The sequence below is a fragment of the Ichthyobacterium seriolicida genome, from assembly GCF_002369955.1.
Lineage (GTDB): Bacteria > Bacteroidota > Bacteroidia > Flavobacteriales > Ichthyobacteriaceae > Ichthyobacterium > Ichthyobacterium seriolicida.
In genome coordinates this window covers 1,353,076-1,379,992 of sequence record NZ_AP014564.1, presented here as the reverse complement: position 1 = coordinate 1,379,992, position 26,917 = coordinate 1,353,076, and the positions used below count along the sequence as shown (strand labels likewise).

The window sequence follows — 26,917 nt, the reverse complement described above, 5'->3', positions numbered from 1 at the left end:
TAATAAGACCTTGTCAGCAGCACAAGGAAAAGCTCTTAAGGATCAAATAGACAATAAGTTAGATTCCAGTTTAAGGGTGGATGTGTTAGATGAATTAACGTCTACTGATGTGAGTAAAGCATTATCAGCGAATCAGGGTAGAATATTGTCTGGAATGACACAAACTAAGATTGATAAGAGTAAGATAATAAATAATTTAAATAGCAATGATGCTACAGAGGTATTATCAGCAGCACAAGGAAAAGTTCTTAAGACAGAGATAGGTACTAAATTAAATATATCTGATATAGTAAATAATTTAACCACTAATGATGCCACTAAGGCATTATCAGCGGCACAAGGAAAAGTTCTTAAGGATCAAATAAACCGTTTAGGTTCTGGTTTAAGGGTGGATGTGTTAGATGAATTAACGTCTACTGACGCGAGTAAAGCATTATCAGCGAACCAGGGCAGAATATTGTCTGGAATGACACAAACTAAGATTGATAAAAGTAAGATAGTAAATAATTTAAATAGCAATGATGCTACAGAGGTATTATCAGCAGCACAAGGAAAAGTTCTTAAGGCAGAAATAGGTACTAAATTAAATATATCTGATATAGTAGATGATTTAACAACTAATGATCCTGCTAAGGCCTTATCGGCAGCACAAGGAAAAGTTCTTAAGGATCAAATAGACAATAAGTTAGATTCCAGTTTAAGAGTGGATGTGTTAGATGAATTAACGTCTACTGATGCGAGTAAAGCCTTATCAGCAAATCAGGGTAAAGTATTAAATGAAGGATTAGGAAGAAAGATTGATAAGAGTAAAATAATAGATAATTTAAATAGCACTAATGCTACAGAGGTATTATCAGCAGCACAAGGCAAAGTTCTTAAGGATCAAATAGACAATAAGTTAGATTCCAGTTTAAGAGTGGATGTGTTAGATGAATTAACGTCTACTGATGCGAGTAAAGCCTTATCAGCAAATCAGGGTAAAGTATTAAATGAAGGATTGGGAAGAAAGATTGATAAGAGTAAAATAATAGATAATTTAAATAGCACTAATGCTACAGAGGTATTATCAGCAGCACAAGGCAAAGTTCTTAAGGATCAAATAGACAATAAGTTAGATTCCAGTTTAAGAGTGGATGTGTTAGATGAATTAACGTCTACTGATGCGAGTAAAGCCTTATCAGCGAATCAGGGTAGAATATTAAATGAAGGATTGGGAAGAAAGATTGATGAGAGTAAAATAATAGATAATTTAAATAGCACTGATGCTACAGAGGTATTGTCAGCGGCACAAGGCAAAGTTCTTAAGGATCAAATAGACAATAAGTTAGATTCCAGTTTAAGGGTGGATGTGTTAGATGAATTAACGTCTACTGATGCGAGTAAAGCCTTATCAGCGAATCAGGGCAGAATATTAAATGAAGGATTGGGAAGAAAGATTGATGAGAGTAAAATAATAGATAATTTAAATAGCACTAATGCTACAGAGGTATTATCAGCAGCACAAGGAAAAGTTCTTAAGGATCAAATAGACAATAAGTTAGATTCCAGTTTAAGGGTGGATGTGTTAGATGAATTAACGTCTACTGATGCGAGTAAAGCCTTATCAGCGAATCAGGGTAGAACATTGTCCCTAGGGATACAGACTAAGATAGATAAGAGTAAGATAATAAATAATTTAAATAGCAATGATGCTACAGAAGTATTATCAGCAGCACAAGGAAAAGTCCTTAAGGCAGAAATAGGTACTAAATTAAATACATCTGATATAGTAGATGATTTAGTTACTGACATTCCTACCAAGGCCTTATCAGCGGCACAAGGAAAAGTCCTTAAGGATCAAATAGACAATAAGTTAGATTCCAGTTTAAGGGTGGATGTGTTAGATGTGTTGACATCTACTGATGCGAGTAAAGCCTTATCAGCGAATCAGGGTAGAATATTAAATGAAGGATTGGGAAGAAAGATAGATGCGAGTAAAATAATAGATAATTTAAATAGCACTGATGCTACAGAGGTATTATCAGCAGCACAAGGGAAAGTTCTTAAGACAGAAATAGGTGCTAAATTAAATATATCTGATATAGTAGATGATTTAGTTACTAATGATCCTAATAAGGCCTTATCAGCAGCACAAGGAAAAGTTCTTAAGACAGAAATAGGTACTAAATTAAATATATCTGATATAGTAAATAATTTAACCACTAATGATGCCACTAAGGCATTATCAGCAGCACAAGGCAAAGTTCTTAAGGTAGAAATAGATACTAAATTAAATACATCTGATATAGTAGATGATTTAACAACTAATGATCCTAATAAGACCTTGTCAGCGGCACAAGGCAAAGCTCTTAAGGATCAAATAGACAATAAGTTAGATTCCAGTTTAAGGGTGGATGTGTTAGATGAATTAACGTCTACTGATGCGAGTAAAGCATTATCAGCAAATCAGGGGAGAATATTAAATGAAGGATTGGGAAGAAAGATTGATGAAAGTAAAATAATAGATAATTTAAATAGCACTAATGCTACAGAGGTATTATCAGCAGCACAAGGAAAAGTTCTTAAGGCAGAAATAGGTACTAAATTAAATATATCTGATATAGTAGATGATTTAGTTACTAATGATCCTGCTAAGGCCTTATCGGCAGCACAAGGAAAAGATCTTAAGGATCAAATAGACAATAAGTTAGATTCCAGTTTAAGAGTGGATGTGTTAGATGAATTAACGTCTACTGATGCGAGTAAAGCATTATCAGCGAATCAGGGTAGAATATTGTCTGGAATGACACAAACTAAGATTGATAAGAGTAAGATAATAAATAATTTAAATAGCACTAATGCCACAGAGGTATTATCAGCAGCACAAGGAAAAGTTCTTAAGGCAGAAATAGGTACTAAATTAAATATATCTGATATAGCAAATAATTTAATCACTAATGATCCTGCTAAGGCCTTATCGGCAGCACAAGGAAAAGATCTTAAGGATCAAATAGACAATAAGTTAGATTCCAGTTTAAGAGTGGATGTGTTAGATGAATTAACGTCTACTGATGCGAGTAAAGCATTATCAGCGAATCAGGGCAGAATATTAAATGAAGGATTGAAAACTAAGATAGATAAGAGTAAGATAATAAATAATTTAAATAGCACTAATGCCACAGAGGTATTATCAGCAGCACAAGGAAAAGTTCTTAAGGCAGAAATAGGTACTAAATTAAATATATCTGATATAGCAAATAATTTAATCACTAATGATGCCACTAAGGCCTTATCAGCGGCTCAGGGGAAGAAATTAGACGAAAAGATAAATAAAAACAATACTCTTATAAAAGACCCAAGAGACAATATTATAACTAAATGGTCAGGAAATGGCAGTAATGGAACTAGTGGAGGTGTTGCTGGTGCTGTTACTGGTACTGGTAAAAAAAATAGTTTTTTAGGTATAAACTCTGGTAATGCCATAACCACTGGCTATCAGAATACAGCTTTTGGCTTTGAAAGTTTGAAAAATAATACTACAGGTCATAGGAATACTTCTATTGGCTCTGAAAGTTTGAAAAATAATACTACAGGTCATAGGAATACTTCTATTGGCTCTGAAAGTTTGAGAGATAATACTACAGGTCATAGGAATACTTCTATTGGCGCTTATTCTCTAGCTTTTAACACTACAGGTACTCTGAATACTTCTATTGGATACTCTTCTTTATACCAATTAGTAAATGGAGAAAAAAATGTAGGAATAGGCTCACATCCTTTATATGAAATGACTACAGGGAGTAATAATATAGCTATAGGGCCATATTCTTTACATAAAATAACTACAGGGAATAAAAATATAGCTATAGGAAGTGACGCTGGTTATTATATTGCTGACGGATTAACATTTCTCCAGGCATCAACTAGTTCTATTTTCATAGGAGATAATGTTAAAGCGAAAGCAGATAACAGCCTTAATGAGATAGTTATAGGTTATGACGCTACAGGAAAAGGAAATAATACGGCAGTAATAGGTAATGAAGGCAGTATTACATCTACTCATTTAGGAGGCATATTGCACAGTGCAGGTTTTAACAAAAGAAGTAAAATGATAAAAGGGTTTACTTATAATGTAGGTGATGTAGTTCTTTACGATTGGGTTTTTTATAAGAGAACTGGATCTGCTGTCACTATCACTAAAACCACCCCTACCCCACCTTCTGATCCTAATTGGGAAGATATTAGCCCTGATAAACTGCTAAAAGTAGGGACTGATAATCTCATAACTAAATGGTCAGGAAAAAGCAGTAATGGAACTAGTGGAGGTACTGGTATAGAAAATAGTTTTTTAGGTATAAGCTCTGGTAATGCCATAACCACTGGCTATCAGAATACGGCTTTTGGCTTTGAAAGTTTGAGAGATAATACTATAGGTTATAGAAATACTTCTGTTGGCGCTTATTCTCTCGCTTTTAACACTAGAGGTTACAGGAATACTTCTATTGGATACGCTTCTTTATACAACTTAGTAGATGGAATAAAAAATGTAGGAATAGGCTCACATCCTTTATATGAAATGACTACAGGGAATAAAAATATAGCTATAGGGACATCTGCTTTATTTAATGTGACTGCAGGTAATAGTAACATAGTTATAGGAAATGATGCTGGTTTTTATATTGCTGACGGATTAACAGCTCTCACTGAATCAACTAATTCTATTCTCATAGGAGATAATGTTAAAGCGCTAGCAGATAACAGCATTAATGAGATAGTTATAGGTGATGACGCTACAGGAAAAGGAAATAATACGGTAGTAATAGGTAATGAAGATAGTATTACATCTACTCATTTAGGAGGTATATTGCACAGTGCAGGTTTTAACAAAAGAAGTAAAATGATGATAGGGTTTACTTATAACGTAGGTGATGTAGTTCTTTACGATTGGGTTTTTTATAAGAGAACTAGATCTTCTGTCACTATCACTAACACCACCCCTACCCCACCTTCTGATCCTAATTGGGAAGATATTAGTTCTGATAAACTACTAAAAGTAGGGACTGATAATCTCATAACTAAATGGTCAGGAAAGGGCAGTAATGGAACTAGTGGAGGTGTTGCTGGTGCTGTTTCCGGTACTGGTGAAGAAAATAGTTTTTTAGGTATAAGATCTGGTAATGCCATAACCACTGGCTATCGGAATACAGCTTTTGGCTTTAAAAGTTTTGAAGATAATACTACAGGTTATATGAATACTTCTATTGGCGCGTATTCTCTCGCTGATAACACTACAGGTTATATGAATACTTCAATTGGATACGCTCCTTTATACGTATTAGTAAATGGAAAAAGAAATGTAGGAATAGGCTCACATCCTTTATATAGTATAACTACAGGGGATAATAATACAGCTATAGGCACATATGCTTTACATAAAATAACTACAGGGGATAATAATACAGCTATAGGAAATCAAGCTGGTTATTATATTGCTAATGGATTACATCTCCTGACATCAAATAATTCTATTTTCATAGGAAATAATGTTAAAGCGAAAGCAGATAACAGCATTAATGAGATAGTTATAGGTAATAAGGCTGAAGGAAAAGGAGATAATACTGTTGTCATTGGTAATAGTAACACTACTGACATTCACTTACCAGGAAATGTTCATGCAGGCACTATAAAACTCTCTTCTGATAAACGTATCAAGAGCATAATAGGCATTTCAGATAAAGAATCAGACCTTAAAAAACTTTTAGATATAGAAATCACGGATTACACTATGAGAGATACTAATAAAATGGGTAATCAGCATTTTAAAAAAGTAATAGCTCAGCAGATAGAAGGTATAGTTCCAAATATTGTAGGAAAGAACAGTGGTGTGATTCCTAGTGTCTATGAATTTTCGAAATCGGTAGAAACTATTGATAATATGACATCAATTACTACAAATAAATCTCACGGTTTTTCTAAGGGAGACATGGTAAGATTAATTTTGGATAATGACCGAGAGAGTTTAGTTAAAGTAAAAGAGATAAAAAGTGCTAATGCTTTTGTTGTAGATTTAGGGGATGAAGTATCTCCAAATAAAGTATTTGTATATGGTAAGGAGGTAGATGATTTGAGATCAGTAGATTACGATGGTCTCACTACATTGAATATCTCAGCCACACAAGCTGTTTATGATCGTATAGTAGAACTAGAAAAAGAAAGTAGCATTCTTAAAAATGAGAATAGTATTATTAAAAGTGAGAATAGCATTCTTAAAAATGAGAATAGCATTATTAAACAAGAGGTTAAAATCCTTAAGGAAGGACTTTCTAATTCTAGAAAAGAGATTAAGAATTTAATTAATATCTTAAGTAAAGCTAAGATTCTAGATGTTAAAGATCTTAAAAGTTTAACAGAAAAATAATATCTAAAATATGTTAACTAACACTATCCGTTAAAGTGTGTAAATAAAAAATGACATATTTTTTTGTTTTTACTCATAGTCGAACTCTTTTGTCAAAAATAGTTACAAAATTGATTCAAAATTATTCCCCAATTTCAGTATCGGCTTGGACCATTTTTTTGTAGCCTCCCTCAGAGCTAAAAAAGTAGATTTCATAACAGAAGCATCTGTTTGAAATAACAATTTATTTCTAGTATACTTTCTATTGTCATAGATCTAAAAAAATTAGCCAAAAAAAATATGATTTTATAACCTGTCAGAAAAACACATATTTTTAACTTCTTTAATTCTATTTTCATTTGAATCACCTCTTTTCACATAAAAGCCAAAGCAAACTTCTACGGCATCCTTCCTAAGAAAATTAGTACTTTATGCCTAATTCTGACAATATATCTGTGAATAATCTGGGTTAAATTAGTCTTGTTGGATCTTTTTTTTAATCTATAAAAATAGTTTAAATTGCATTAGTATCCCAATGCGGGTATAACAATATTTCTTTTTACCTCTAAAGAAAAAAAATTATGAAAAAAATAGGTCTTTTATTTATAATGGTTAATACATATGCTTTTTCCCAAGTTTTTCCTGATAAGTTAACCCGCATTATTCATAGTCATACTAAAATAGATTAGACGTGATATTTTTTCCTTAACTTTTTTACTAATCGAAGAGAACTCATCTTCTTTGTCGTTTTTTTGCACCTTTTTTTAGGATGACAATGCTCTTTTTTAGTGTTTTTACATGGTTTTTTAACGACAAGGCGTAACTATCCCAAGGTTGTTCATTTCACAAATAAACAACCGTTACTGGGTAATAATTTCCCGAAATAAACCCTTGTAAACAAAAGATTTAGATAGCTGATAATAGATTCGCCTTTTGGTAATTTTAATCGTTGCTCCTACCTTGAGAAGATAGGTTCTAATCGAACTGATTAACCATTTTTTTGCTACTTCAAATCTTGTTTTCTTTATCTTCTGTTTCAGTAATAAAAACATTTCATAGGCAAGACTACTCATCATAAGTCGAAAAAAATTAGCAAGAAAACTATGATTTGACAAACGATCAGAAAAACACATATTTTTAACTTCTTTTATTCTATTTTCACTTGAATCACCTCTTTTCACATAAAAGTCAAAGTAAATTTCTCTAGCATCCTTTTGGGGAAGATTACTAGAAAAATGCCTTATGTTCATCCCTAATCCTGTACTCTCAACTTTAGAATAGCACTGTTGAGGCTTGTGCCAACTCTTGGCTTTGTACGTAAAACTCATAAAATGTTGGTGCTTCTCTCCCTGATCTAAATACATTTTTTTTACAGCATTTTTTGACCAAGATACCTTTCTTTTTAAAACTTCATTGCTCGCTATGCCTGTCACATATAGTAAATCAAAATCATCTACTAATTGGTAAAAAGGAGCGCAACTAAAGCCGCTATCACTTCTAATAATTATTTCCATCTCTGGGTGACTCTCACGTATTTTGATAATTATTCGCTTTAAAATACTCACATACCATTTATTAGAATGACTATTTCCTGGGCGGAGTACAGGAAGGATAATCTGTCCTGTTTTTCCATCATGAAAAAATAGTTCATTGTACATGAATTGACTATAATAACCGTTAAACATTGACAATTGTTGACTGCCATGAGTTGGATCATTAGTTGAATCTACGTCAATAACTATTCTCTTACGATCAGATAAACTTGAAACATATTTGTATAACCACGCATCACAAAACTTAAAAACAGCTTGTTTGTCAAAGCTATTCTCAAATCTTGATATAGTAGGTTGAGAAGCCAAATCACCTTGAAGAACATCTTTGAATAAAGGATCGTTATGTAAATGATTAACATCATTGGCGTCTTCATAGCCTAACATGATCATATAAACCCTTTGTTTTAACTGTTGCTTTCTGGTATAAGTAATAAATCTAGAGTCTCGAGTATCAGGCAAAAGTTTACTGTAATAATGAATCAATCTATGATCTCTTTCTAGTTTTTCAAGCATGATTAAAGATCCATCAGAGCTAATTTCTGATGATGAAAAAGTTAACTCAACAGAAGTTTTCCCTCTATAAAATAATGTGTTTTTATTCCTCATTTTTGGGCTATATTAAAGTATGTTTCTTTGGACTTTAATGCCTTAAAATTAACACTTTATGCGCAATATTTAAAGGGTAACTATGAATAATCTGGGTTAAGTTATCAAGCTCTAATAAGAGATGATAAAGGCAATGTATTGAAGGATAGTTTTATCAATATACGAATATCATTATTTATCAATGACGCTTCCCTTGGCGAGAAGATCGTGTATAGCGAAACTCACAGAGTTAAGACTAATAGAGATGGCGTAGCGTCTTTAAATATAGGCGACGGCAGTAGAACTCAAGATTATAATGCTCTCAAATTAACAGATTTAGATTGGGAAGTTCCTCATATGATTAAAACAGAATTAGATCTGAATAATAATGGACAATACGATATAAAGAGAAAGGATGAGCTGCTTAGTGTTCCGTATTCTATGTACGCCTATACTACTAGGAAAATTCTCGTTATAAATAATCTAAGTTCTCATAGTAGTGCCATTCCTCTATCAGCTAACCAGGGCAGAATACTATCTGAAAGGATACAAACTAAGATCCATAAGAATAAAATCGTAGATAATTTAAATAGCAATGACGCCACAAAGGTATTATCAGCAGCACAAGGAAAAGTCCTTAAGGAGCAAATAGACAATAAGTTAGATTCCAGTTTCAAAGTAGATGTTTTAGATGAATTAACATCTACTGATGCGAGTAAAGCATTATCAGCAAATCAAGGAAAAGTATTGTCAGATAGATTAAAAAACAAGATAGATAAGAGTAAGATAATAAATAATTTAAATAGCACTGATGCTACAGAGGTATTATCAGCAGCACAAGGAAAAGTCCTTAAGGTAGAAATAGATACTAAATTAAATATATCTGATATAGCAGATAATTTAACCACTAATAATCCTAATAAAGCCCTATCAGCAGCACAAGGAAAAGTCCTTAAGGGGCAAATAGACAATAAGTTAGATTCCAGTTTCAAAGTAGATGTTTTAGATGAATTAACGTCTATTGATGCAAGTAAAGCATTATCAGCGAACCAGGGCAGAATATTATCTGGAATGATACAAACTAAGATTGATAAGAGTAAGATAATAAATAATTTAAATAGCAACGATGCTACAGAGGTATTATCAGCAGCACAAGGAAAGGTCCTTAAGGTAGAAATAGATACTAAATTAAATATATCTGATATAGCAGATAATTTAACCACTAATAATCCTAATAAGGCCTTATCAGCAGCACAAGGAAAAGTCCTTAAGGGGCAAATAGACAATAAGTTAGATTCCAGTTTCAAAGTAGATGTTTTAGATGAATTAACGTCTATTGATGCAAGTAAAGCATTATCAGCGAATCAGGGAAGAATATTATCTGGAATGATATGAGCTAAGATTGATAAGAGTAAGATAATAAATAATTTAAATAGCACTGATGCTACAGAGGTATTATCAGCAGCACAAGGAAAAGTCCTTAAGATAGAAATAGATACTAAATTAAATATATCTGATATAGCAGATAATTTAACCACTAATGATCCTAATAAGGCCTTATCAGCAGCACAAGGAAAGGTCCTTAAGGGGCAAATAGACAATAAGTTAGATTCCAGTTTCAAAGTAGATGTTTTAGATGAATTAACGTCTATTGATGCAAGTAAAGCATTATCAGCAAATCAGGGAAGAATATTATCTGGAATGATAAAAACTAAGATTGATAAGAGTAAGATAATAAATAATTTAAATAGCAATGATGCTACAGAGGTATTATCAGCAGCACAAGGAAAATTTCTTAAGACAGAAATAGACACTAAATTAAATATATCTGATATAGTAAATGATTTAATCACTAATGATCCTACTAAGGCATTATCCGCAGCACAAGGCAAAGCCCTTAAGGATGAAATAAACCATTTACATTTAAGTTCTGGTTCCAGTTCAGGCGTGAATGTGTTAGATGAATTAACATCTACTGATGCGAGTAACGCATTATCAGCAAACCAGGGCAGAATATTATCTGGAATGATACAACCTAAGATTGATAAGAGTAAGATAATAAATAATTTAAATAGCAATGATGCTACAGAGGTATTATCAGCAGCACAAGGAAAAGCTCTTAAGACAGAAATAGATAATAAATTAAATATATCTGATATAGTAGATGATTTAGTTACTAATGACCCTGATAAGGCCTTATCAGCAGCACAGGGTAAATTTCTTAAGGATCAAATAGACAATAAGTTAGATTCCAGTTTCAAAGTAGATGTACTAGATGTGTTGACATCTACTGATGCGAGTAACGCATTATCAGCAAACCAGGGCAGAATATTATCTGGAATGATACAACCTAAGATTGATAAGAGTAAGATAATAAATAATTTAAATAGCACTAATGCTACAGAAGTATTATCAGCAGCACAAGGAAAAGCTCTTAAGGCAGAAATAGATAATAAATTAAATATATCTGATGTAGCAGATGATTTAGTTACTAATGATCCTGATAAGGCCTTATCAGCAGCACAAGGAAAAGCTCTTAAGACAGAAATAGATAATAAATTAAATATATCTGATGTAGTAGATGATTTAGTTACTAATGATCCTGATAAGGCCTTATCAGCAGCACAGGGTAAATTTCTTAAGGATCAAATAGATTCCAGTTTCAAAGTAAATGTACTAGATGTGTTGACATCTACTGATGCAAGTAACGCATTATCAGCAAACCAGGGCAGAATATTGTCTGGAATGATACAACCTAAGATTGATAAGAGTAAGATAATAAATAATTTAAATAGCACTGACGCTACAGAGGTATTATCAGCAGCACAAGGAAAAGTTCTTAAGACAGAAATAGGCACTAAATTAAATATATCTGATATAGTAGATGATTTAGTTACTAATGATCCTGCTAAGGCCTTATCAGCGGCTCAGGGGAAGAAATTAGACGAAAAGATAAATAAAAACAAGACTCTTATAAAAGACCCAAGAGACAATCTCATAACTAAATGGTCAGGAAAGGGCAGTAATGGAACTAGTGGAGGTACTGCTGGTACTGCTGCTTATACTGGTAGAGAAAATATTTTATTAGGTATAAGCTCTGGTAATGCCATAACCACTGGCTATCAGAATACGGCTTTTGGCTTTGAAAGTTTGAGAGATAATACTATAGGTTATAGAAATACTTCCATTGGCGCATATTCTCTCGCTTTTAACACTAGAGGTTACAGGAATACTTCTATTGGATATGCTTCTTTATACAACTTAGAAGATGGAACAAAAAATGTAGGAATAGGCTCACATCCTTTATATGAAATGACTACAGGGAGTAAAAATATAGCTGTAGGGACATCTGCTTTATTTAATGTAACTACAGGTAATAGTAACATAGTTATAGGAAATGATGCTGGTTTTTATATTGCTAACGGATCAACAGCTCTCACTGAATCAACTAATTCTATTTTCATAGGAGATAATGTTAAAGCGCTAGCAGATAACAGCATTAATGAGATAGTTATAGGTTATGACGCTACAGGAAAAGGGAATAATACGGCAGTAATAGGTAATGAAGGCAGTATTACATCTACTCATTTAGGAGGCATATTGCACAGTGCAGGCTTTAACAAAAGAAGTAAAATGATAAGAGGGTTTACTTATAATGTGGATGATGTAGTTCTTTACGATGGGGTTTTTTATAAGAGAACTAGATCTGCTGTCACTATCACTAAAACCACCCCTACCCCACCTTCTGATCCTAATTGGGAAGATATTAGTTCTGATAAACTGCTAAAAGTAGGGAATAATAATCTCATAACTAAATGGTCAGGAAGAGGCAGTAATGGAACTAGTGGAGGAACTAGTTATAGTATAGAAAATAGCTTTTTAGGTATAAACTCTGGCAATGCCATAACCATTGGCTATCAGAATACAGCTTTGGGCTTTAAAAGTTTGGAAAATAATACTACAGGTAGGGAAAATACAGCTATAGGCGCATATTCTCTCGCTAATAACACTACAGGTTCTATGAATACTTCTATTGGAAGATCTTCTTTACACAATTTAGTAAGTGGAACAAAAAATATAGGAATAGGTCTACATCCTTTATATTATATAACTACAGGGGATGATAATATAGCTATAGGGACATTTACTTTATCTGGTGTGACTACAGGTAATCGTAATATAGCTATAGGATATGATGCCGGTACTCCTCCTACTAACAAAATAATAAATCCCAAGACATCAAATAATTCTATTTTCATAGGGAATAATGCTAGACCGAAAACACATAACAGCCTTAATGAGATAGTTATAGGTAATGACGTTATAGGACATGGGGATAATACTATAACCATTGGTAATATTAATAATGATGGTATTTTCTTACTAGGAACTGTTTATGCAACTGACGTAATACTCACTTCTGATAAACGTATCAAAAACATAATAAGCATTTCAGATAAAGAATCAGACCTTAAAAAACTTTTAGATATAGAAATCACGGATTACACTATGAGAGATACTAATAAAATGGGTGATCAGCATTTTAAAAAAGTAATAGCTCAGCAGATAGAAGGTATAGTTCCAAATATTGTACAAAAGAATAGTGGTGTGATTCCTAGCGTATATGAATTTTCTAAATCGGCAGAAACTATTGATAATATCACATCAATTACTACAAAGAAATCTCACGGTTTTTCTAAGGGAGACATGGTAAAATTAGTTTTGGATGATGATCAAAATACTTTCGTTAAAGTAAAAGAGATAAAAAACGATAATACTTTTACGGTAGAGTTAGGATATGAGGTATCTCCAAATAAAGTATTTGTATATGGTAAGCAAGTAGATGATTTGCGATCAGTAGATTACAATGGTCTTACTACTTTAAATATTTCAGCTACCCAAGCTGTTTATGAAGAGCTTCTTTCTACTAAAAAAAAACTTTCTGCTACTGAGGAAAAGCTTACCTCTACCAAGAAAGAATTATCTTCTACTAAACAAAAGTTGGGTAATTTAATTAAATTACTAAGTAAATCAAATATCATCAATAAGGAGGATACCAAAGCTTTGACAAAAAAATAAGACTCTATCCCTTAAAGTATGTAAATAAAAAATTGACATATTTTTTTATTTTTATTCATAGTCGAACTCTTTCGTCAAAAATGCTTAAAAATTGATTCAAAATTATTCCCCAATTTGTTATCAGTTTAGACCATTTTTTTTGCAGCCTTTCTCAGAGCTAAAAAGGTAGATTTTATAACAGAAGCATCTGTTTGAAATAACAATTTATTTCTAGTATACTTTCTATTGTCATAGATCTAAAAAAATTAGCCAAGAAAATATGATTTTATAACCTGTCAGAAAAACACATATTTTTAACTTCTTTAATTCTATTTTCATTTTAATCACCTCTCTTCACACAAAAGCCAAAGCAAACTTCTATGGTATCTTTCATAAGAAAATTAGCACTTTATGCCTAAATATTGACAATATATCTGTGAATAATCTGGGTTAAATTAGTCTTGTTGGATCTTTTTTTTTAATCTATAAAAATAGTTTAAATTGCATTGGTATCCCAATGCGGGTATAACAATATTTCTTTTTACCTCTAAAGAAAAAAAATTATGAAAAAAATAGGTCTTTTATTTATAATGGTTAACACATATGCTTTTTCCCAAGTTTTTCCTGATAAGTTAAGTTATCAAGCTATAATAAGAGATGATCAAGGCAATGTATTAAGGGATAGTTTTATCAATATACGAATAACATTATTTATTAATAACGCTTCCCTTAGCGAGAAGACCGTATATAGCGAAACTCACAGAGTTAAGACTAATAGTGGCGGCGTAGCGTCTTTAAATATAGGCGATGGAAGTAGAACTAAAGATTATAAAACTCTCAAATTAACAGATTTAGATTGGGAAGTTCCTCATATGATTAAAACAGAATTAGATCTGAATAATAATGGGCAATACGATATAAAGAGAAAGGGTAAGTTGCTTAGTGTTCCGTATTCTATGTACGCCTATACTGCTAGGAAAATCCTCGTTATAAATAATCTAAGTTCTCATAGTAGCGCCATTCCTCTATCAGCTAACCAGGGCAGAATACTATCTGAAAGGATGCAAACTAAGATCCATAAGAATAAGATCGTAGATAATTTAAATAGCAATGATGCCACAAAGGTATTATCAGCGGCACAAGGCAAAGCCCTTAAGGATCAAATAGACTATTTAGATTCCAGTTTAAGGGTGGATGTGTTAGATGAATTAACGTCTATTGATGCGAGTAAAGCATTATCAGCGAATCAGGGAAGAGTATTATCTGGAATGATACAACCTAAGATTGATAAGAGTAAGATAATAAATAATTTAAATAGCAATGATGCTACAGAGGTATTATCAGCAGCACAAGGAAAAGTCCTTAAGGTAGAAATAGATACTAAATTAAATATATCTGATATAGCAGATAATTTAACCACTAATAATCCTAATAAAGCCCTATCAGCAGCACAAGGAAAAGTCCTTAAGGGGCAAATAGACAATAAGTTAGATTCCAGTTTAAGGGTAGATGTTTTAGATGAATTAACGTCTATTGATGCAAGTAAAGCATTATCAGCGAATCAGGGAAGAATATTATTTGGAATGACACAAACTAAGATTGATAAGAGTAAGATAATAAATAATTTAACCCGCATTATTCATAGTCATACTAAAATAGATTAGACGTGATATTTTTTCCTTAACTTTTTTACTAATCGAAGAGAACTCATCTTCTTTGTCGTTTTTTTGCACCTTTTTTTAGGATGACAATGCTCTTTTTTAGTGTTTTTACATGGTTTTTTAACGACAAGGCGTAACTATCCCAAGGTTGTTCATTTCACAAATAAACAACCGTTACTGGGTAATAATTTCCCGAAATAAACCCTTGTAAACAAAAGATTTAGATAGCTGATAATAGATTCGCCTTTTGGTAATTTTAATCGTTGCTCCTACCTTGAGAAGATAGGTTCTAATCGAACTGATTAACCATTTTTTTGCTACTTCAAATCTTGTTTTCTTTATCTTCTGTTTCAGTAATAAAAACATTTCATAGGCAAGACTACTCATCATAAGTCGAAAAAAATTAGCAAGAAAACTATGATTTGACAAACGATCAGAAAAACACATATTTTTAACTTCTTTTATTCTATTTTCACTTGAATCACCTCTTTTCACATAAAAGTCAAAGTAAATTTCTCTAGCATCCTTTTGGGGAAGATTACTAGAAAAATGCCTTATGTTCATCCCTAATCCTGTACTCTCAACTTTAGAATAGCACTGTTGAGGCTTGTGCCAACTCTTGGCTTTGTACGTAAAACTCATAAAATGTTGGTGCTTCTCTCCCTGATCTAAATACATTTTTTTTACAGCATTTTTTGACCAAGATACCTTTCTTTTTAAAACTTCATTGCTCGCTATGCCTGTCACATATAGTAAATCAAAATCATCTACTAATTGGTAAAAAGGAGCGCAACTAAAGCCGCTATCACTTCTAATAATTATTTCCATCTCTGGGTGACTCTCACGTATTTTGATAATTATTCGCTTTAAAATACTCACATACCATTTATTAGAATGACTATTTCCTGGGCGGAGTACAGGAAGGATAATCTGTCCTGTTTTTCCATCATGAAAAAATAGTTCATTGTACATGAATTGACTATAATAACCGTTAAACATTGACAATTGTTGACTGCCATGAGTTGGATCATCAGTTGAATCTACGTCAATAACTATTCTCTTACGATCAGATAAACTTGAAACATATTTGTATAACCACGCATCACAAAACTTAAAAACAGCTTGTTTGTCAAAGCTATTCTCAAATCTTGATATAGTAGGTTGAGAAGCCAAATCACCTTGAAGAACATCTTTGAATAAAGGATCGTTATGTAAATGATTAACATCATTGGCGTCTTCATAGCCTAACATGATCATATAAACCCTTTGTTTTAACTGTTGCTTTCTGGTATAAGTAATAAATCTAGAGTCTCGAGTATCAGGCAAAAGTTTACTGTAATAATGAATCAATCTATGATCTCTTTCTAGTTTTTCAAGCATGATTAAAGATCCATCAGAGCTAATTTCTGATGATGAAAAAGTTAACTCAACAGAAGTTTTCCCTCTATAAAATAATGTGTTTTTATTCCTCATTTTTGGGCTATATTAAAGTATGTTTCTTTGGACTTTAATGCCTTAAAATTAACACTTTATGCGCAATATTTAAAGGGTAACTATGAATAATCTGGGTTAATTCTATTTTCACTTGAATCACCTCTTTTTAACATAAAAGTCAAAGTAAATTTCTCTAGCATTCTTTTGGGGAATATTACTAGAAAAATGCCTTATGTTCATCCCTAATCCAGTACTCTCAACTTTAGAATAGCACTGTTGAGGCTTATGTTAACTCTTAGCTTTGTACCTGAAACTGATAAAATGTTGGTGCTTCTCTCCCTGATCTAAATACATTTTTTTACAGCATTTTTTGACCGAGATACCTTTCTTTTTAAAACTTCATTGCTCGCTATGCCTGTCACATATAGTAAATCAAAATCATCTACTAATTGGTAAAAAGGAGCGTAACCAAAGCCACTATCACTTCTAATAATTATTTCCATCTCTGGGTATCTCTTACGTATTTTGATAATTATTCGCTTTAAAATACTCACATGCCATTTATTAGAATGACTGTTTCCTCGGGCGGAGTACAGGAAGAATAATCTAGCTCTGTATCTCCATCATGAAAAAATAGTTCATTGTACATGAATTGACCATAATAACCGTTAAACATTGACAATTGTTGACTGCCATGAGTTGGATCATCGGTTGAATCTACGTCAATAACTATTCTCTTGCGACCAGATAAACTTAAAACATATTTGTATAACCACGCATAACAAAACTTAAAGACAGCCTGTTTATCCAAGCTATTCTCAAATCTTGATATAGTGGGTTGAGAGGCCAAATTACCTTGAAGAACATCTTTGAATAAAGGATCATTCTGTAAATGATTAACATCATTGGCGTCTTGATAGCCTAACATGATCATATAAACCCTTTGCTTTAACTGATACCTTCTGCTATAAGTAATAAATCTAGAGTCTCGAGTATCAAGTAAAAACTTACTGTAATAATGAATCAATCTATGATCTGGTTCTAGTTTTTCAAGCATGATTAAAGATCCATCAGAACTAATTTCTGATGATGAAAAAGTTAATTCAACAGAAGTCTTCCCTCTATAAAATAATGTGTTTTTATTCCTCATTTTTGGGCCTTATATAAAGTCGTTGTTTTTTAGTTAACCCTACTAAAATTAACACTTTATACCCAATATTGAAATATAACCATGAATAATCCAGGTTAAATAGCAATGATGCTACAGAGGTATTATCAGCAGCACAAGGAAAAGTCCTTAAGGTAGAAATAGATACTAAATTAAATATATCTGATATAGCAGATAATTTAACCACTAATAATCCTAATAAGGCCTTATCAGCAGCACAAGGAAAAGTCCTTAAGGGGCAAATAGACAATAAGTTAGATTCCAGTTTAAGGGTAGATGTTTTAGATGAATTAACGTCTATTGATGCAAGTAAAGCATTATCAGCGAATCAGGGAAGAATATTATCTGGAATGATAAAAACTAAGATTGATAAGAGTAAGATAATAAATAATTTAAATAGCACTGATGCTACAGAGGTATTATCAGCAGCACAAGGCAAATTTCTTAAGACAGAAATAGGTACTAAACTAAATATATCTGATATAGCAGATAATTTAACCACTAATAATCCTAATAAGGCCTTATCAGCAGCACAAGGAAAAGTCCTTAAGGGGCAAATAGACAATAAGTTAGATTCCAGTTTAAGAGTAGATGTTTTAGATGAATTAACGTCTATTGATGCGAGTAAAGCATTATCAGCGAATCAGGGAAGAATATTATCTGGAATGATAAAAACTAAGATTGATAGGAGTAAGATAATAAATAATTTAAATAGCAATGATGCTACAGAGGTATTATCAGCAGCACAAGGTAAATTTCTTAAGACAGAAATAGGTACCAAATTAAATATATCTGATATAGTAAATAATTTAACCACTAATGATGCCACTAAGGCCTTATCAGCAGCACAAGGCAAAGCCCTTAAGGATGAAATAGACCATTTACATTTAAGTTCCAGTTCCAGTTTAAGAGTGAATGTGTTAGATGAATTAACGTCTACTGATGCGAGTAACGCATTATCAGCAAACCAGGGCAGAATATTATCTGGAATGATACAACCTAAGATTGATAAGAGTAAGATAATAAATAATTTAAATAGCACTGATGCTACAGAAGTATTATCAGCAGCACAAGGAAAAGCTCTTAAGACAGAAATAGATAATAAATTAAATATATCTGATGTAGTAGATGATTTAGTTACTAATGATCCTGATAAGGCCTTATCAGCAGCACAGGGTAAATTTCTTAAGGATCAAATAAACAATAAGTTAGATTCCAGTTTCAAAGTAAATGTACTAGATATGTTGACATCTACTGATGCGAGTAACGCATTATCAGCAAACCAGGGCAGAATATTATCTGGAATGATACAACCTAAGATTGATAAGAGTAAGATAATAAATAATTTAAATAGCACTGATGCTACAGAAGTATTATCAGCAGCACAAGGAAAAGCTCTTAAGACAGAAATAGATAATAAATTAAATATATCTGATGTAGTAGATGATTTAGTTACTAATGATCCTGATAAGGCCTTATCAGCAGCACAGGGTAAATTTCTTAAGGATCAAATAAACAATAAGTTAGATTCCAGTTTCAAAGTAAATGTACTAGACGTGTTGACATCTACTGATGCGAGTAACGCATTATCAGCAAACCAGGGCAGAATATTATCTGGAATGATACAAGCTAAGATTGATAAGAGTAAGATAATAAATAATTTAAATAGCACTGATGCTACAGAAGTATTATCAGCAGCACAAGGAAAAGCTCTTAAGATAGAAATAGATACTAAATTAAATATATCTGATGTAGTAGATGATTTAGTTACTAATGATCCTGATAAGGCCTTATCAGCGGCTCAGGGGAAGAAATTAGACGAAAAGATAAATAAAAACAATACTCTTATAAAAGACCCAAGAGACAATATTATAACTAAATGGTCAGGAAAGGGCAGTAATGGAACTAGTGGAGGCACTGCTGGTGCTGTTACTGGTACTGGTAAAAAAAATGTTTTTTTAGGTATAAGCTCTGGTAATGCCATAACCACTGGCTATCAGAATACAGCTTTTGGCTTTGAAAGTTTGAGAGATAATACTATAGGTGAAAGGAATACTTCTATTGGCTCTGAAAGTTTGAAAAATAATACTACAGGTCATAGGAATACTTCTATTGGCGCATATTCTCTAGCTAATAACACCACAGGTATTCAGAATACTTCAACTGGATACGCTTCTTTATCCCGATTAGTAAATGGAGAAAGAAATGTAGGAATAGGCACGCATCCTTTATATATGATGACTATAGGAAATAGAAATACAGCTGTAGGGGCATATGCTTTATATAATGTGACTAGAGGTAATAGTAATACAGCTATAGGACATAAAACTGGTTATTTTATTGCTGATGGATCAACATTTCTCCAGGCATCAAATAATTCTATTTTCATAGGAAATAATACTAAAGCGAAAGCAGATAACAGCTCTAATGAGATAGTTATAGGTTATGACGCTACAGGAAAAGGAAATAATACTGTAGTCATAGGTAAGGAAGGTAGTATTACATCTACTCATTTAGGAGGTTTATTGCACAGTGCAGGCTTTAACAAAAGAAGTAAAATGATAAGAGGGTTTACTTATAATGTAGGTGATGTAGTTCTTTACGATTGGGTTTTTTATAAGAGAACTGGATCTGCTGTCACTATCACTAACACCACCCTTACCCCACCTTCTGATCCTAATTGGGAAGATATTAGTTCTGATAACCTGCTAAAAGTAGGGACTGATAATCTCATAACTAAATGGTCAGGAAAGGGCAGTAATGGAACTAGTGCAGGTGTTGCTGGTGCTGTTACTGGTACTGGTGAAAAAAATAGTTTTTTAGGTATAAAATCTGGTAATGCCATAACCACTGGCTATCAGAATACGGCTTTTGGCTTTGAAAGTTTGAGGGATAATACTATAGGTTATAGAAATACTTCCATTGGCGCTTATTCTCTAGCTTTTAACACTATAGGTGATAGGAACACCTCAATTGGATACGCTTCTTTATACAAATTAGTAAATGGAGGAAAAAATGTAGCAATAGGCTCACACCCTTTATATAAAATGACTACAGGGAATAAAAATATAGCTATAGGGCCATATACTTTACATAAAATAACTACAGGGAATAAAAATATAGCTATAGGAAGTGAGGCCGGTTATTATATTGCTGACGGATCAACAGCTCTCACTGAATCAACTAATTCTATTTTCATAGGAGCTGAAGTTAAAGCGCTAGCAAATAACAGCATTAATGAGATAGTTATAGGTGATGACGCTACAGGAAAAGGAAATAATACTGTAGTCATAGGTAAGGAAGGTAGTATTACATCTACTCATTTAGGAGGCATATTGCACAGTGCAGGCTTTAACAAAAGAAGTAAAATGATAAGAGGGTTTACTTATAATGCAGGTGATGTAGTTCTTTACGATGGAGTTTTTTATAATAGAACTGGATCTTCTGTCACTATCACTAAAACCACCCCTACCCCACCTTCTGATCCTAATTGGGAAGATATTAGTTCTGATAACCTGCTAAAAGTAGGGACTGATAATCTCATAACTAAATGGTCAGGAAAGGGCAGTAATGGAACTAGTGGAGGTGTTGCTGGTGCTGTTTCCGGTACTGGTGAAGAAAATAGTTTTTTAGGTATAAGCTCTGGTAATGCCATAACCACTGGCTATCAGAATACGGCTTTTGCTTTTAAAAGTTTGAGAAATAATACTACAGGTTATATGAATACTTCTATTGGCGCTTATTCTCTCGTTTTTAACACTACAGGTTATATGAATACTTCTATTGGCGCTCATTCTCTCGCTTTTAACACTACAGGTTATATGAATACTTCTATTGGATACTATTCTTTATACAGCTTAGTAAATGGATTAAGAAATATAGGAATAGGCTCATATCCTTTATATAAAATAACTAAAGGGAGTGATAATATAGCTATAGGGACAAATGCTTTACGTACAATAACTAGAGGGGATAGTAATATAGTTATAGGAAATAATGCTTATTATATTGCTGACGGATCATCTCTCCTGACATCAAATAATTCTATTTTCATAGGAGATAATGCTAAAGCGAAAGCAGATAACAGCTCTAATGAGATAGTTATAGGTAATAGCGCTACAGGAAAAGGAAATAATACTGTAACCATTGGTAATAGTAGGACTACTGAAATTCACTTACTAGGAAATGTTTATGCAAATGGCGTAAAACTCTCTTCTGATAAACGTATCAAGAGCATAATAGGCATTTCAGATAAAGAATCAGACCTTAAAAAACTTTTAGATATAGAAATCACGGATTACACTATGAGAGATACTAATAAAATGGGTGATCAGCATTTTAAAAAAGTAATAGCTCAGCAGATAGAAGGTATAGCTCCAAATATTGTAGAAAAGAATAGTGGTGTGATTCCTAGCGTCTATGAATTTTCGAAATCGATAGAAACTATTGATAATATGATATCAATTACCACAAAAAAATCTCACGGTTTTTCTAAGGGAGACATGGTAAAATTAGTTTTGGATGATGACCAAGAGAGTTTAGTTAGAGTAAAGGAAATAAAAAGTGCTAATGCTTTTGTGGTAGAGTTAGGATATGAGGTATCTCCAAATAAAGTATTTGTATATGGTAAGCAAGTAGATGATTTAAGATCAGTAGATTACGATGGTCTTACCACTTTAAATATTTCAGCTACCCAAGCTGTTTTCAATCATGTAGCAGACTTAGAAAAAGAAAGTAGCATTCTTAAACAAGAAGTTAAGGTTCTTAAGGAAGAACTTTCTAATTCCAGAAAAGAGATTAAGAATTTAATTAATATATTAAGTAAAGCTAAGATTCTAGATGTTAAAGGTGTTAAAGATCTTAAAAGTTTAACAAAAAAATAATATCTGAAATATGTTAACTAACACTAGCCCTTAGGGATGAGGATAAATAGAGAAGGTAAATTAAACTCTGTCCAATAGATTTTTCAAAAATCATTATAAAAACTAGATAACCTAAGTTCGATTAATAATTTACTTACTAAAAATTATTGAAAGCCCTGAATTAACTGAGACTAAACAGAATAGTAGTTGTGAAAAATCGAGTGTTTTTTTTACGCAAAAATTGTTAAATTTCCGCTAAATCGCCTCATAAACATAAAAGAGCCAAAAACTAAAAGACATTTCTTTAAACGCTAATAAAATAAAATGGTTCGAGTGATTTATTAATCCAACTCAGGTTAAAAAACTCCCTCAGTTTAAATAATTACTATTACCTTGGCTCAGATATTCAGCTCTCTGTATTTTTGGGAAAAGAATAGGATAAAGCTTATGGCTAATCCTTTTAATGCTATAGCATTTAGGGGATTAGTGGTTTTTTTTAATTAAATCATTAAAATTATGTTTAAGACAATTTATTTTGTAAAGAGTATTATTTTCTCTTTTGTGTTTTTATTAGTGATTTTTTCTTCATGTAAGAAAGAAAAGGAGGTAGTTGACCTGAGCTCAGAGAAATTCATTAAATCATTTAAGTTTTTAGACTCTGATAATAAAGGTAAATATATTGGTGAGAATTTAAAGATCACTATAGATTCAATTAATTATAGAATATCCATAACTGTTGCCCATAATGCTATCCTAGAAGGATTGAAACCTAAAATAGATATTTCAGACAAAGCTAGTATCTCTCCTTCGAGTGGCGAGGAAGTAGACTTTGAATATATATTAGGTCCTAATATTTATCAAAAAACATTTAAGGTAACAGCAGAAGATGGTAGTTTTGAGAATTATACAGTAAATATTACCAAGTCTTTGTCCACCGATTTTCATATCAATTCCTTTAAATTGGTAAAGGATGTAAATGATGGTAAGGGACTTATAACAGATGTAGATGGAGTAATAGATCATGATAATCTCACTATATCTTTGACACTTCCAAGCAGCACTGTGTTAGAAGGTCTTAAGCCTAGTATAGATGCTACTGCTGATGTTTTAGTTAATCCAGCAGATCAATATCCTTTAAATTTTACTAGTGGTGAATCAGTAAGTTATACTCTAACAGCTCAAGATGGAGCAAAAAAGATTTATCAGGTAAGATTAATTAAGGAAGATGCTCCAGTTTTGACATCTTTTACAATATCTCCTAATACTTCAAAGGGTATTTCTAGTAATGTGGTTACAACTGTCTCTAATTTGAATGATGGTACTGGCACTATCCTGTTAAAGTTTCCTAAAGAAGGCGCTAATGATATTGATCTAGCTGGATTAGCTCCTACTGTTATTATTCCTGAAGAGCATAGTTTAAGTCCAGCTAGTGGTTCAGTAATATCTGAAGATATAAGCAATAAAACATTTACTCTTACAAAAACTGATACGGGCTCTCAAAGAGTTTATACTGTTAGGGCAGTTAAAGGGCCTTATATTAGTGACTTTAAATTTACTTCCAGTAATAATTCTGGAAATAGTATAACTCCTGATGACGTAGCAGGAACAATTGACCACTCTGCTGGTACTATAAAGTTAGTTGTACCTAGCGCTGTCGATTTAAATCAAAATCTAACCCCTACAATCACAGTAGCGAATGCTGAGAATATTACTGTTTCTGCTCAAAGTTTTGCTTCCGCTGTTACTTATACTGTAAGATCTAATGATACTTCAGCTCCCGATTTCACTAAAGTGTATACTGTGACAGTAAGGAAAAAATCAACTGAAGCGCAAATTAAAACATTTGCAATTAATTCTGATCAAGGTAATATTACACACCCTAGCACTGCCACTGGTGGTAAAGGAAGAATAGTTGTACCCGTGACTGCTCTTCCAGCAAATACAACTCCTACTATAACACAATCAGAATATGCTACTATAACTTCTCCAACTGGAGCTCAAACTTTTACTTCGTATGATGATTCAAAAGCATATACAGTAACATCTGAGGATACTAGTACACAAAAAACTTATGATGTTTATATATATGATTCTACTAAAACTATAACTACAGGTAATATAACTATTAATACTCCTCCTGCTGGAGCAAATATAACTTCTGTTGATGCAGGCACTAGAGTTATAACTGTCAATTTACCTTCTAGTACTACTGGTTTAAATAATTTAACACTTACTTTTGATATTACTCCTTCTCCTTCTGGTCTTACTTTAACAGTAGATCCTGCTGGACCAAATGATTTTTCTAATGAAAAAGAAGTAAAATATACTCTTAAAGACACTAGTGGTAGTAGCAGTAATGTAGTAGGGCATTATTGGGTTAAGGTTACTACAAGTTAGATTATAATTATTTACTTACCTCACTATGAAAAACAGGTAGCCGTAATAGACTGCCTGTTTCTGTTTATATAGTTTCTTATTTTGAAACTTTTTTAAAAAAAATATAATCTGGCTAAGTCAATAAGATTCTAAGTTTTTACATTTAAAAAACTGCTAAATATCAATATATCTTTATTAAAAGTTAGTTTTTTAAAAAACTTTAATTAAATTGGTTCTTATTTAGAATAACCTACTTAGGTAGACGTTTGATTATTTGTTTAACAAAAATTATAAAATAAAATCATGAAAAGAAAATTTAAACTAAATACAACTAATTTAATCTCAAAGAGTGCGTTATTACTTTTTGCAAGTATCTCTCTTTTATTTACCTCCTGTGATAAAGATCAACAAGTTACAAATGGTTCTCAAATTACGAATGGTTCTGATAAGATCCAACTATTATCAGCGTTTGACATTAGCCCGAATACTATCGGATTAGAAGAGAAAATTTCAGGAGAGATTAACCACGAAAATGGAACTATCTCATTATCAATCGAAGAGGAATTATCATATAAAAGCGAAAAATTAATAAAGAGTTTAGTTCCTTCAGTATCTATCCCTGAAGGTATTCAAATAAGCCCTTTAGCAACTGAACCCCAAGATTTTACAAATCCTGTAAAATACACCGTTACAGATGAGAAGGGGAATTCTAAAGAATATACTGTAACACTTAGTTACAACCTAAAAAAGTTTATCTCCAAATGGAATTTAAGTGCAGATAAAACGATAATATTACCTATTTACGATGGCGGAGACTATGACTTTACTGTAGATTGGGGAGATGATACAGAAAAACAAAATATTACTTCTCATAATGACCCCAATACAAGTCACATATATAAAACATCAGGTGAGAAAACTATAACTATTACAGGGAAAATAGAAGGTTTTAACTTTGGTAAAGTTTTCAGTTGTAAAAGAACTAGTCCCCCGAGTTCTGGTTGTTCTAATACAGACAAGATAATAGGTATTTCATCTTGGGGAGATTTAAAATTTGGTAACATAGGAAGTTATTTTAAACATTGCGCCAACCTAAATACTTTACCTTCAGATGCCCCAGATCTACAAGGAGTTACCGACATGTCTAATATGTTTTACGGAGCTATAAATTTTAATAGCAATATAAATAATTGGGATGTATCTAAGGTTAATAATATGAAGTCTATGTTTTCAGCAACTGAAAATTTTAATCAAAACTTAAACAATTGGGATGTATCTAAGGTTATTAATATGTCTGGTATGTTTCAATTTGCTAAAGCTTTTGATGGTAATATAAGCAATTGGATTGTTTCTAATGTTAGAGATATGTCTGGTATGTTTAACGGCGCTATATCTTTTAATCAAAATATTAGTCTCTGGACTGTTTCTAATGTTACAAACATGTTTAATATGTTTGCAGAGGCTGCTAAATTTAATTGTAACATTAAAGATTGGAAGGTTTCTAAGGTTAAATATATGTCTAACATGTTTTGCGGAGCTACATCTTTCAGTCAAAATTTAAAAAGTTGGACTTTATCTGAAGCAGCTAAAAAGAGCACAAACATGTTTCTTAATTCAGCTATGGGGACTAACAGTGATACCAATTTTACTAATAAGCCTGAGGGGATAAATAAACTAACATCAGTTTAAAATAAAAACAGTTAGTAATATCTTTTTCAACATCTAAATCTAAACTAGATTATTACTTTTACCTAAAAGCCGCTTTAGAAAATTTCTAAGCGGCTTTTTTAGCTATTAGGTACTACTAAAAAATGGTCTGTACCAAATAACACAGTTTTGGAATA

Annotated in this window: 11 protein-coding genes and 3 pseudogenes; 8 read left to right on the top strand and 6 right to left on the bottom strand. The window is 32.2% G+C overall.

Features of this window, described 5'->3' with window-relative positions; genetic code table 11:
* The first annotated feature begins 10 nt into the window (after positions 1-10).
* Positions 11-6,397: a tail fiber domain-containing protein gene (locus JBKA6_RS05350; protein ID WP_096686594.1), complete on the top strand. Its 6,387-nt coding sequence runs from the start codon at positions 11-13 to the stop codon at positions 6,395-6,397.
* 73 nt (positions 6,398-6,470) lie between these two features.
* On the opposite strand, the pseudogene JBKA6_RS08180 reads toward JBKA6_RS05350, so the two are convergent.
* Together JBKA6_RS08180 and JBKA6_RS05345 are read right to left on the bottom strand one after the other, a co-directional pair.
* Positions 6,471-6,640 (bottom strand): annotated as a pseudogene (locus JBKA6_RS08180) (IS256 family transposase); the annotation flags it as partial.
* 596 nt (positions 6,641-7,236) lie between these two features.
* Positions 7,237-8,535 carry an IS1380 family transposase gene (locus JBKA6_RS05345; protein ID WP_096686592.1) on the bottom strand — a complete coding sequence of 433 codons (1,299 nt, stop codon included), beginning with the start codon at positions 8,533-8,535 and terminating at the stop codon, positions 7,237-7,239.
* Between the two features lie 138 nt (positions 8,536-8,673).
* On the opposite strand from JBKA6_RS05345, the gene JBKA6_RS05340 reads away from it, so the two are divergent.
* Together JBKA6_RS05340 and JBKA6_RS05330 are read left to right on the top strand one after the other, a co-directional pair.
* Positions 8,674-9,909, top strand: coding sequence for a hypothetical protein (locus JBKA6_RS05340; protein ID WP_157776959.1), 1,236 nt, complete (start codon positions 8,674-8,676; stop codon positions 9,907-9,909).
* 6 nt (positions 9,910-9,915) lie between these two features.
* Positions 9,916-13,593 (top strand): hypothetical protein, encoded by a 3,678-nt coding sequence (locus tag JBKA6_RS05330; protein WP_394340184.1) that lies wholly within the window; start codon positions 9,916-9,918, stop codon positions 13,591-13,593.
* A 55-nt stretch (positions 13,594-13,648) separates the two neighbouring features.
* Here the strand turns inward: JBKA6_RS05330 and JBKA6_RS08175 are convergent.
* Positions 13,649-13,817 (bottom strand): annotated as a pseudogene (locus tag JBKA6_RS08175) (IS256 family transposase); the annotation flags it as partial.
* A gap of 318 nt (positions 13,818-14,135) precedes the next feature.
* Between JBKA6_RS08175 and JBKA6_RS05325 the strand changes: the two are divergent.
* Positions 14,136-15,236: a hypothetical protein gene (locus tag JBKA6_RS05325; protein WP_096686584.1), complete on the top strand. Its 1,101-nt coding sequence runs from the start codon at positions 14,136-14,138 to the stop codon at positions 15,234-15,236.
* Between the two features lie 171 nt (positions 15,237-15,407).
* On the opposite strand, the gene JBKA6_RS05320 is transcribed toward JBKA6_RS05325, so the two are convergent.
* The 3 genes from JBKA6_RS05320 to JBKA6_RS05310 form a co-directional block, all read right to left on the bottom strand.
* Entirely contained in the window at positions 15,408-16,706 is a 1,299-nt protein-coding gene (locus tag JBKA6_RS05320) for an IS1380 family transposase (protein WP_096686059.1), read from the bottom strand.
* 305 nt (positions 16,707-17,011) lie between these two features.
* Complete coding sequence (locus JBKA6_RS05315) at positions 17,012-17,221, bottom strand: transposase (RefSeq protein ID WP_157776958.1); 210 nt, start codon at positions 17,219-17,221, stop codon at positions 17,012-17,014.
* Positions 17,218-17,817, bottom strand: coding sequence for a transposase (locus tag JBKA6_RS05310; protein WP_096686580.1), 600 nt, complete (start codon positions 17,815-17,817; stop codon positions 17,218-17,220). Before JBKA6_RS05310 ends, JBKA6_RS05315 begins: the two co-directional genes overlap by 4 nt.
* Before the next feature lie 137 nt (positions 17,818-17,954).
* On the opposite strand from JBKA6_RS05310, the pseudogene JBKA6_RS08110 reads away from it, so the two are divergent.
* From JBKA6_RS08110 to JBKA6_RS05290, 4 genes and pseudogenes are all read left to right on the top strand, one after another.
* A pseudogene (locus JBKA6_RS08110) lies at positions 17,955-18,203 on the top strand (hypothetical protein); the annotation flags it as partial.
* A complete protein-coding gene (locus tag JBKA6_RS05300) occupies positions 18,186-22,718 on the top strand; it encodes a tail fiber domain-containing protein (RefSeq protein ID WP_096686576.1) in 4,533 nt (1,510 codons plus the stop codon). The pseudogene JBKA6_RS08110 and the gene JBKA6_RS05300, both read left to right, overlap by 18 nt.
* Positions 22,719-23,213: 495 nt before the next feature.
* Positions 23,214-25,094 carry a DUF5018 domain-containing protein gene (locus tag JBKA6_RS05295; protein WP_096686574.1) on the top strand — a complete coding sequence of 627 codons (1,881 nt, stop codon included), beginning with the start codon at positions 23,214-23,216 and terminating at the stop codon, positions 25,092-25,094.
* A 282-nt stretch (positions 25,095-25,376) separates the two neighbouring features.
* A complete protein-coding gene (locus tag JBKA6_RS05290; protein WP_096686572.1) occupies positions 25,377-26,762 on the top strand; it encodes a BspA family leucine-rich repeat surface protein in 1,386 nt (461 codons plus the stop codon).
* Positions 26,763-26,917: the final 155 nt, after the last annotated feature.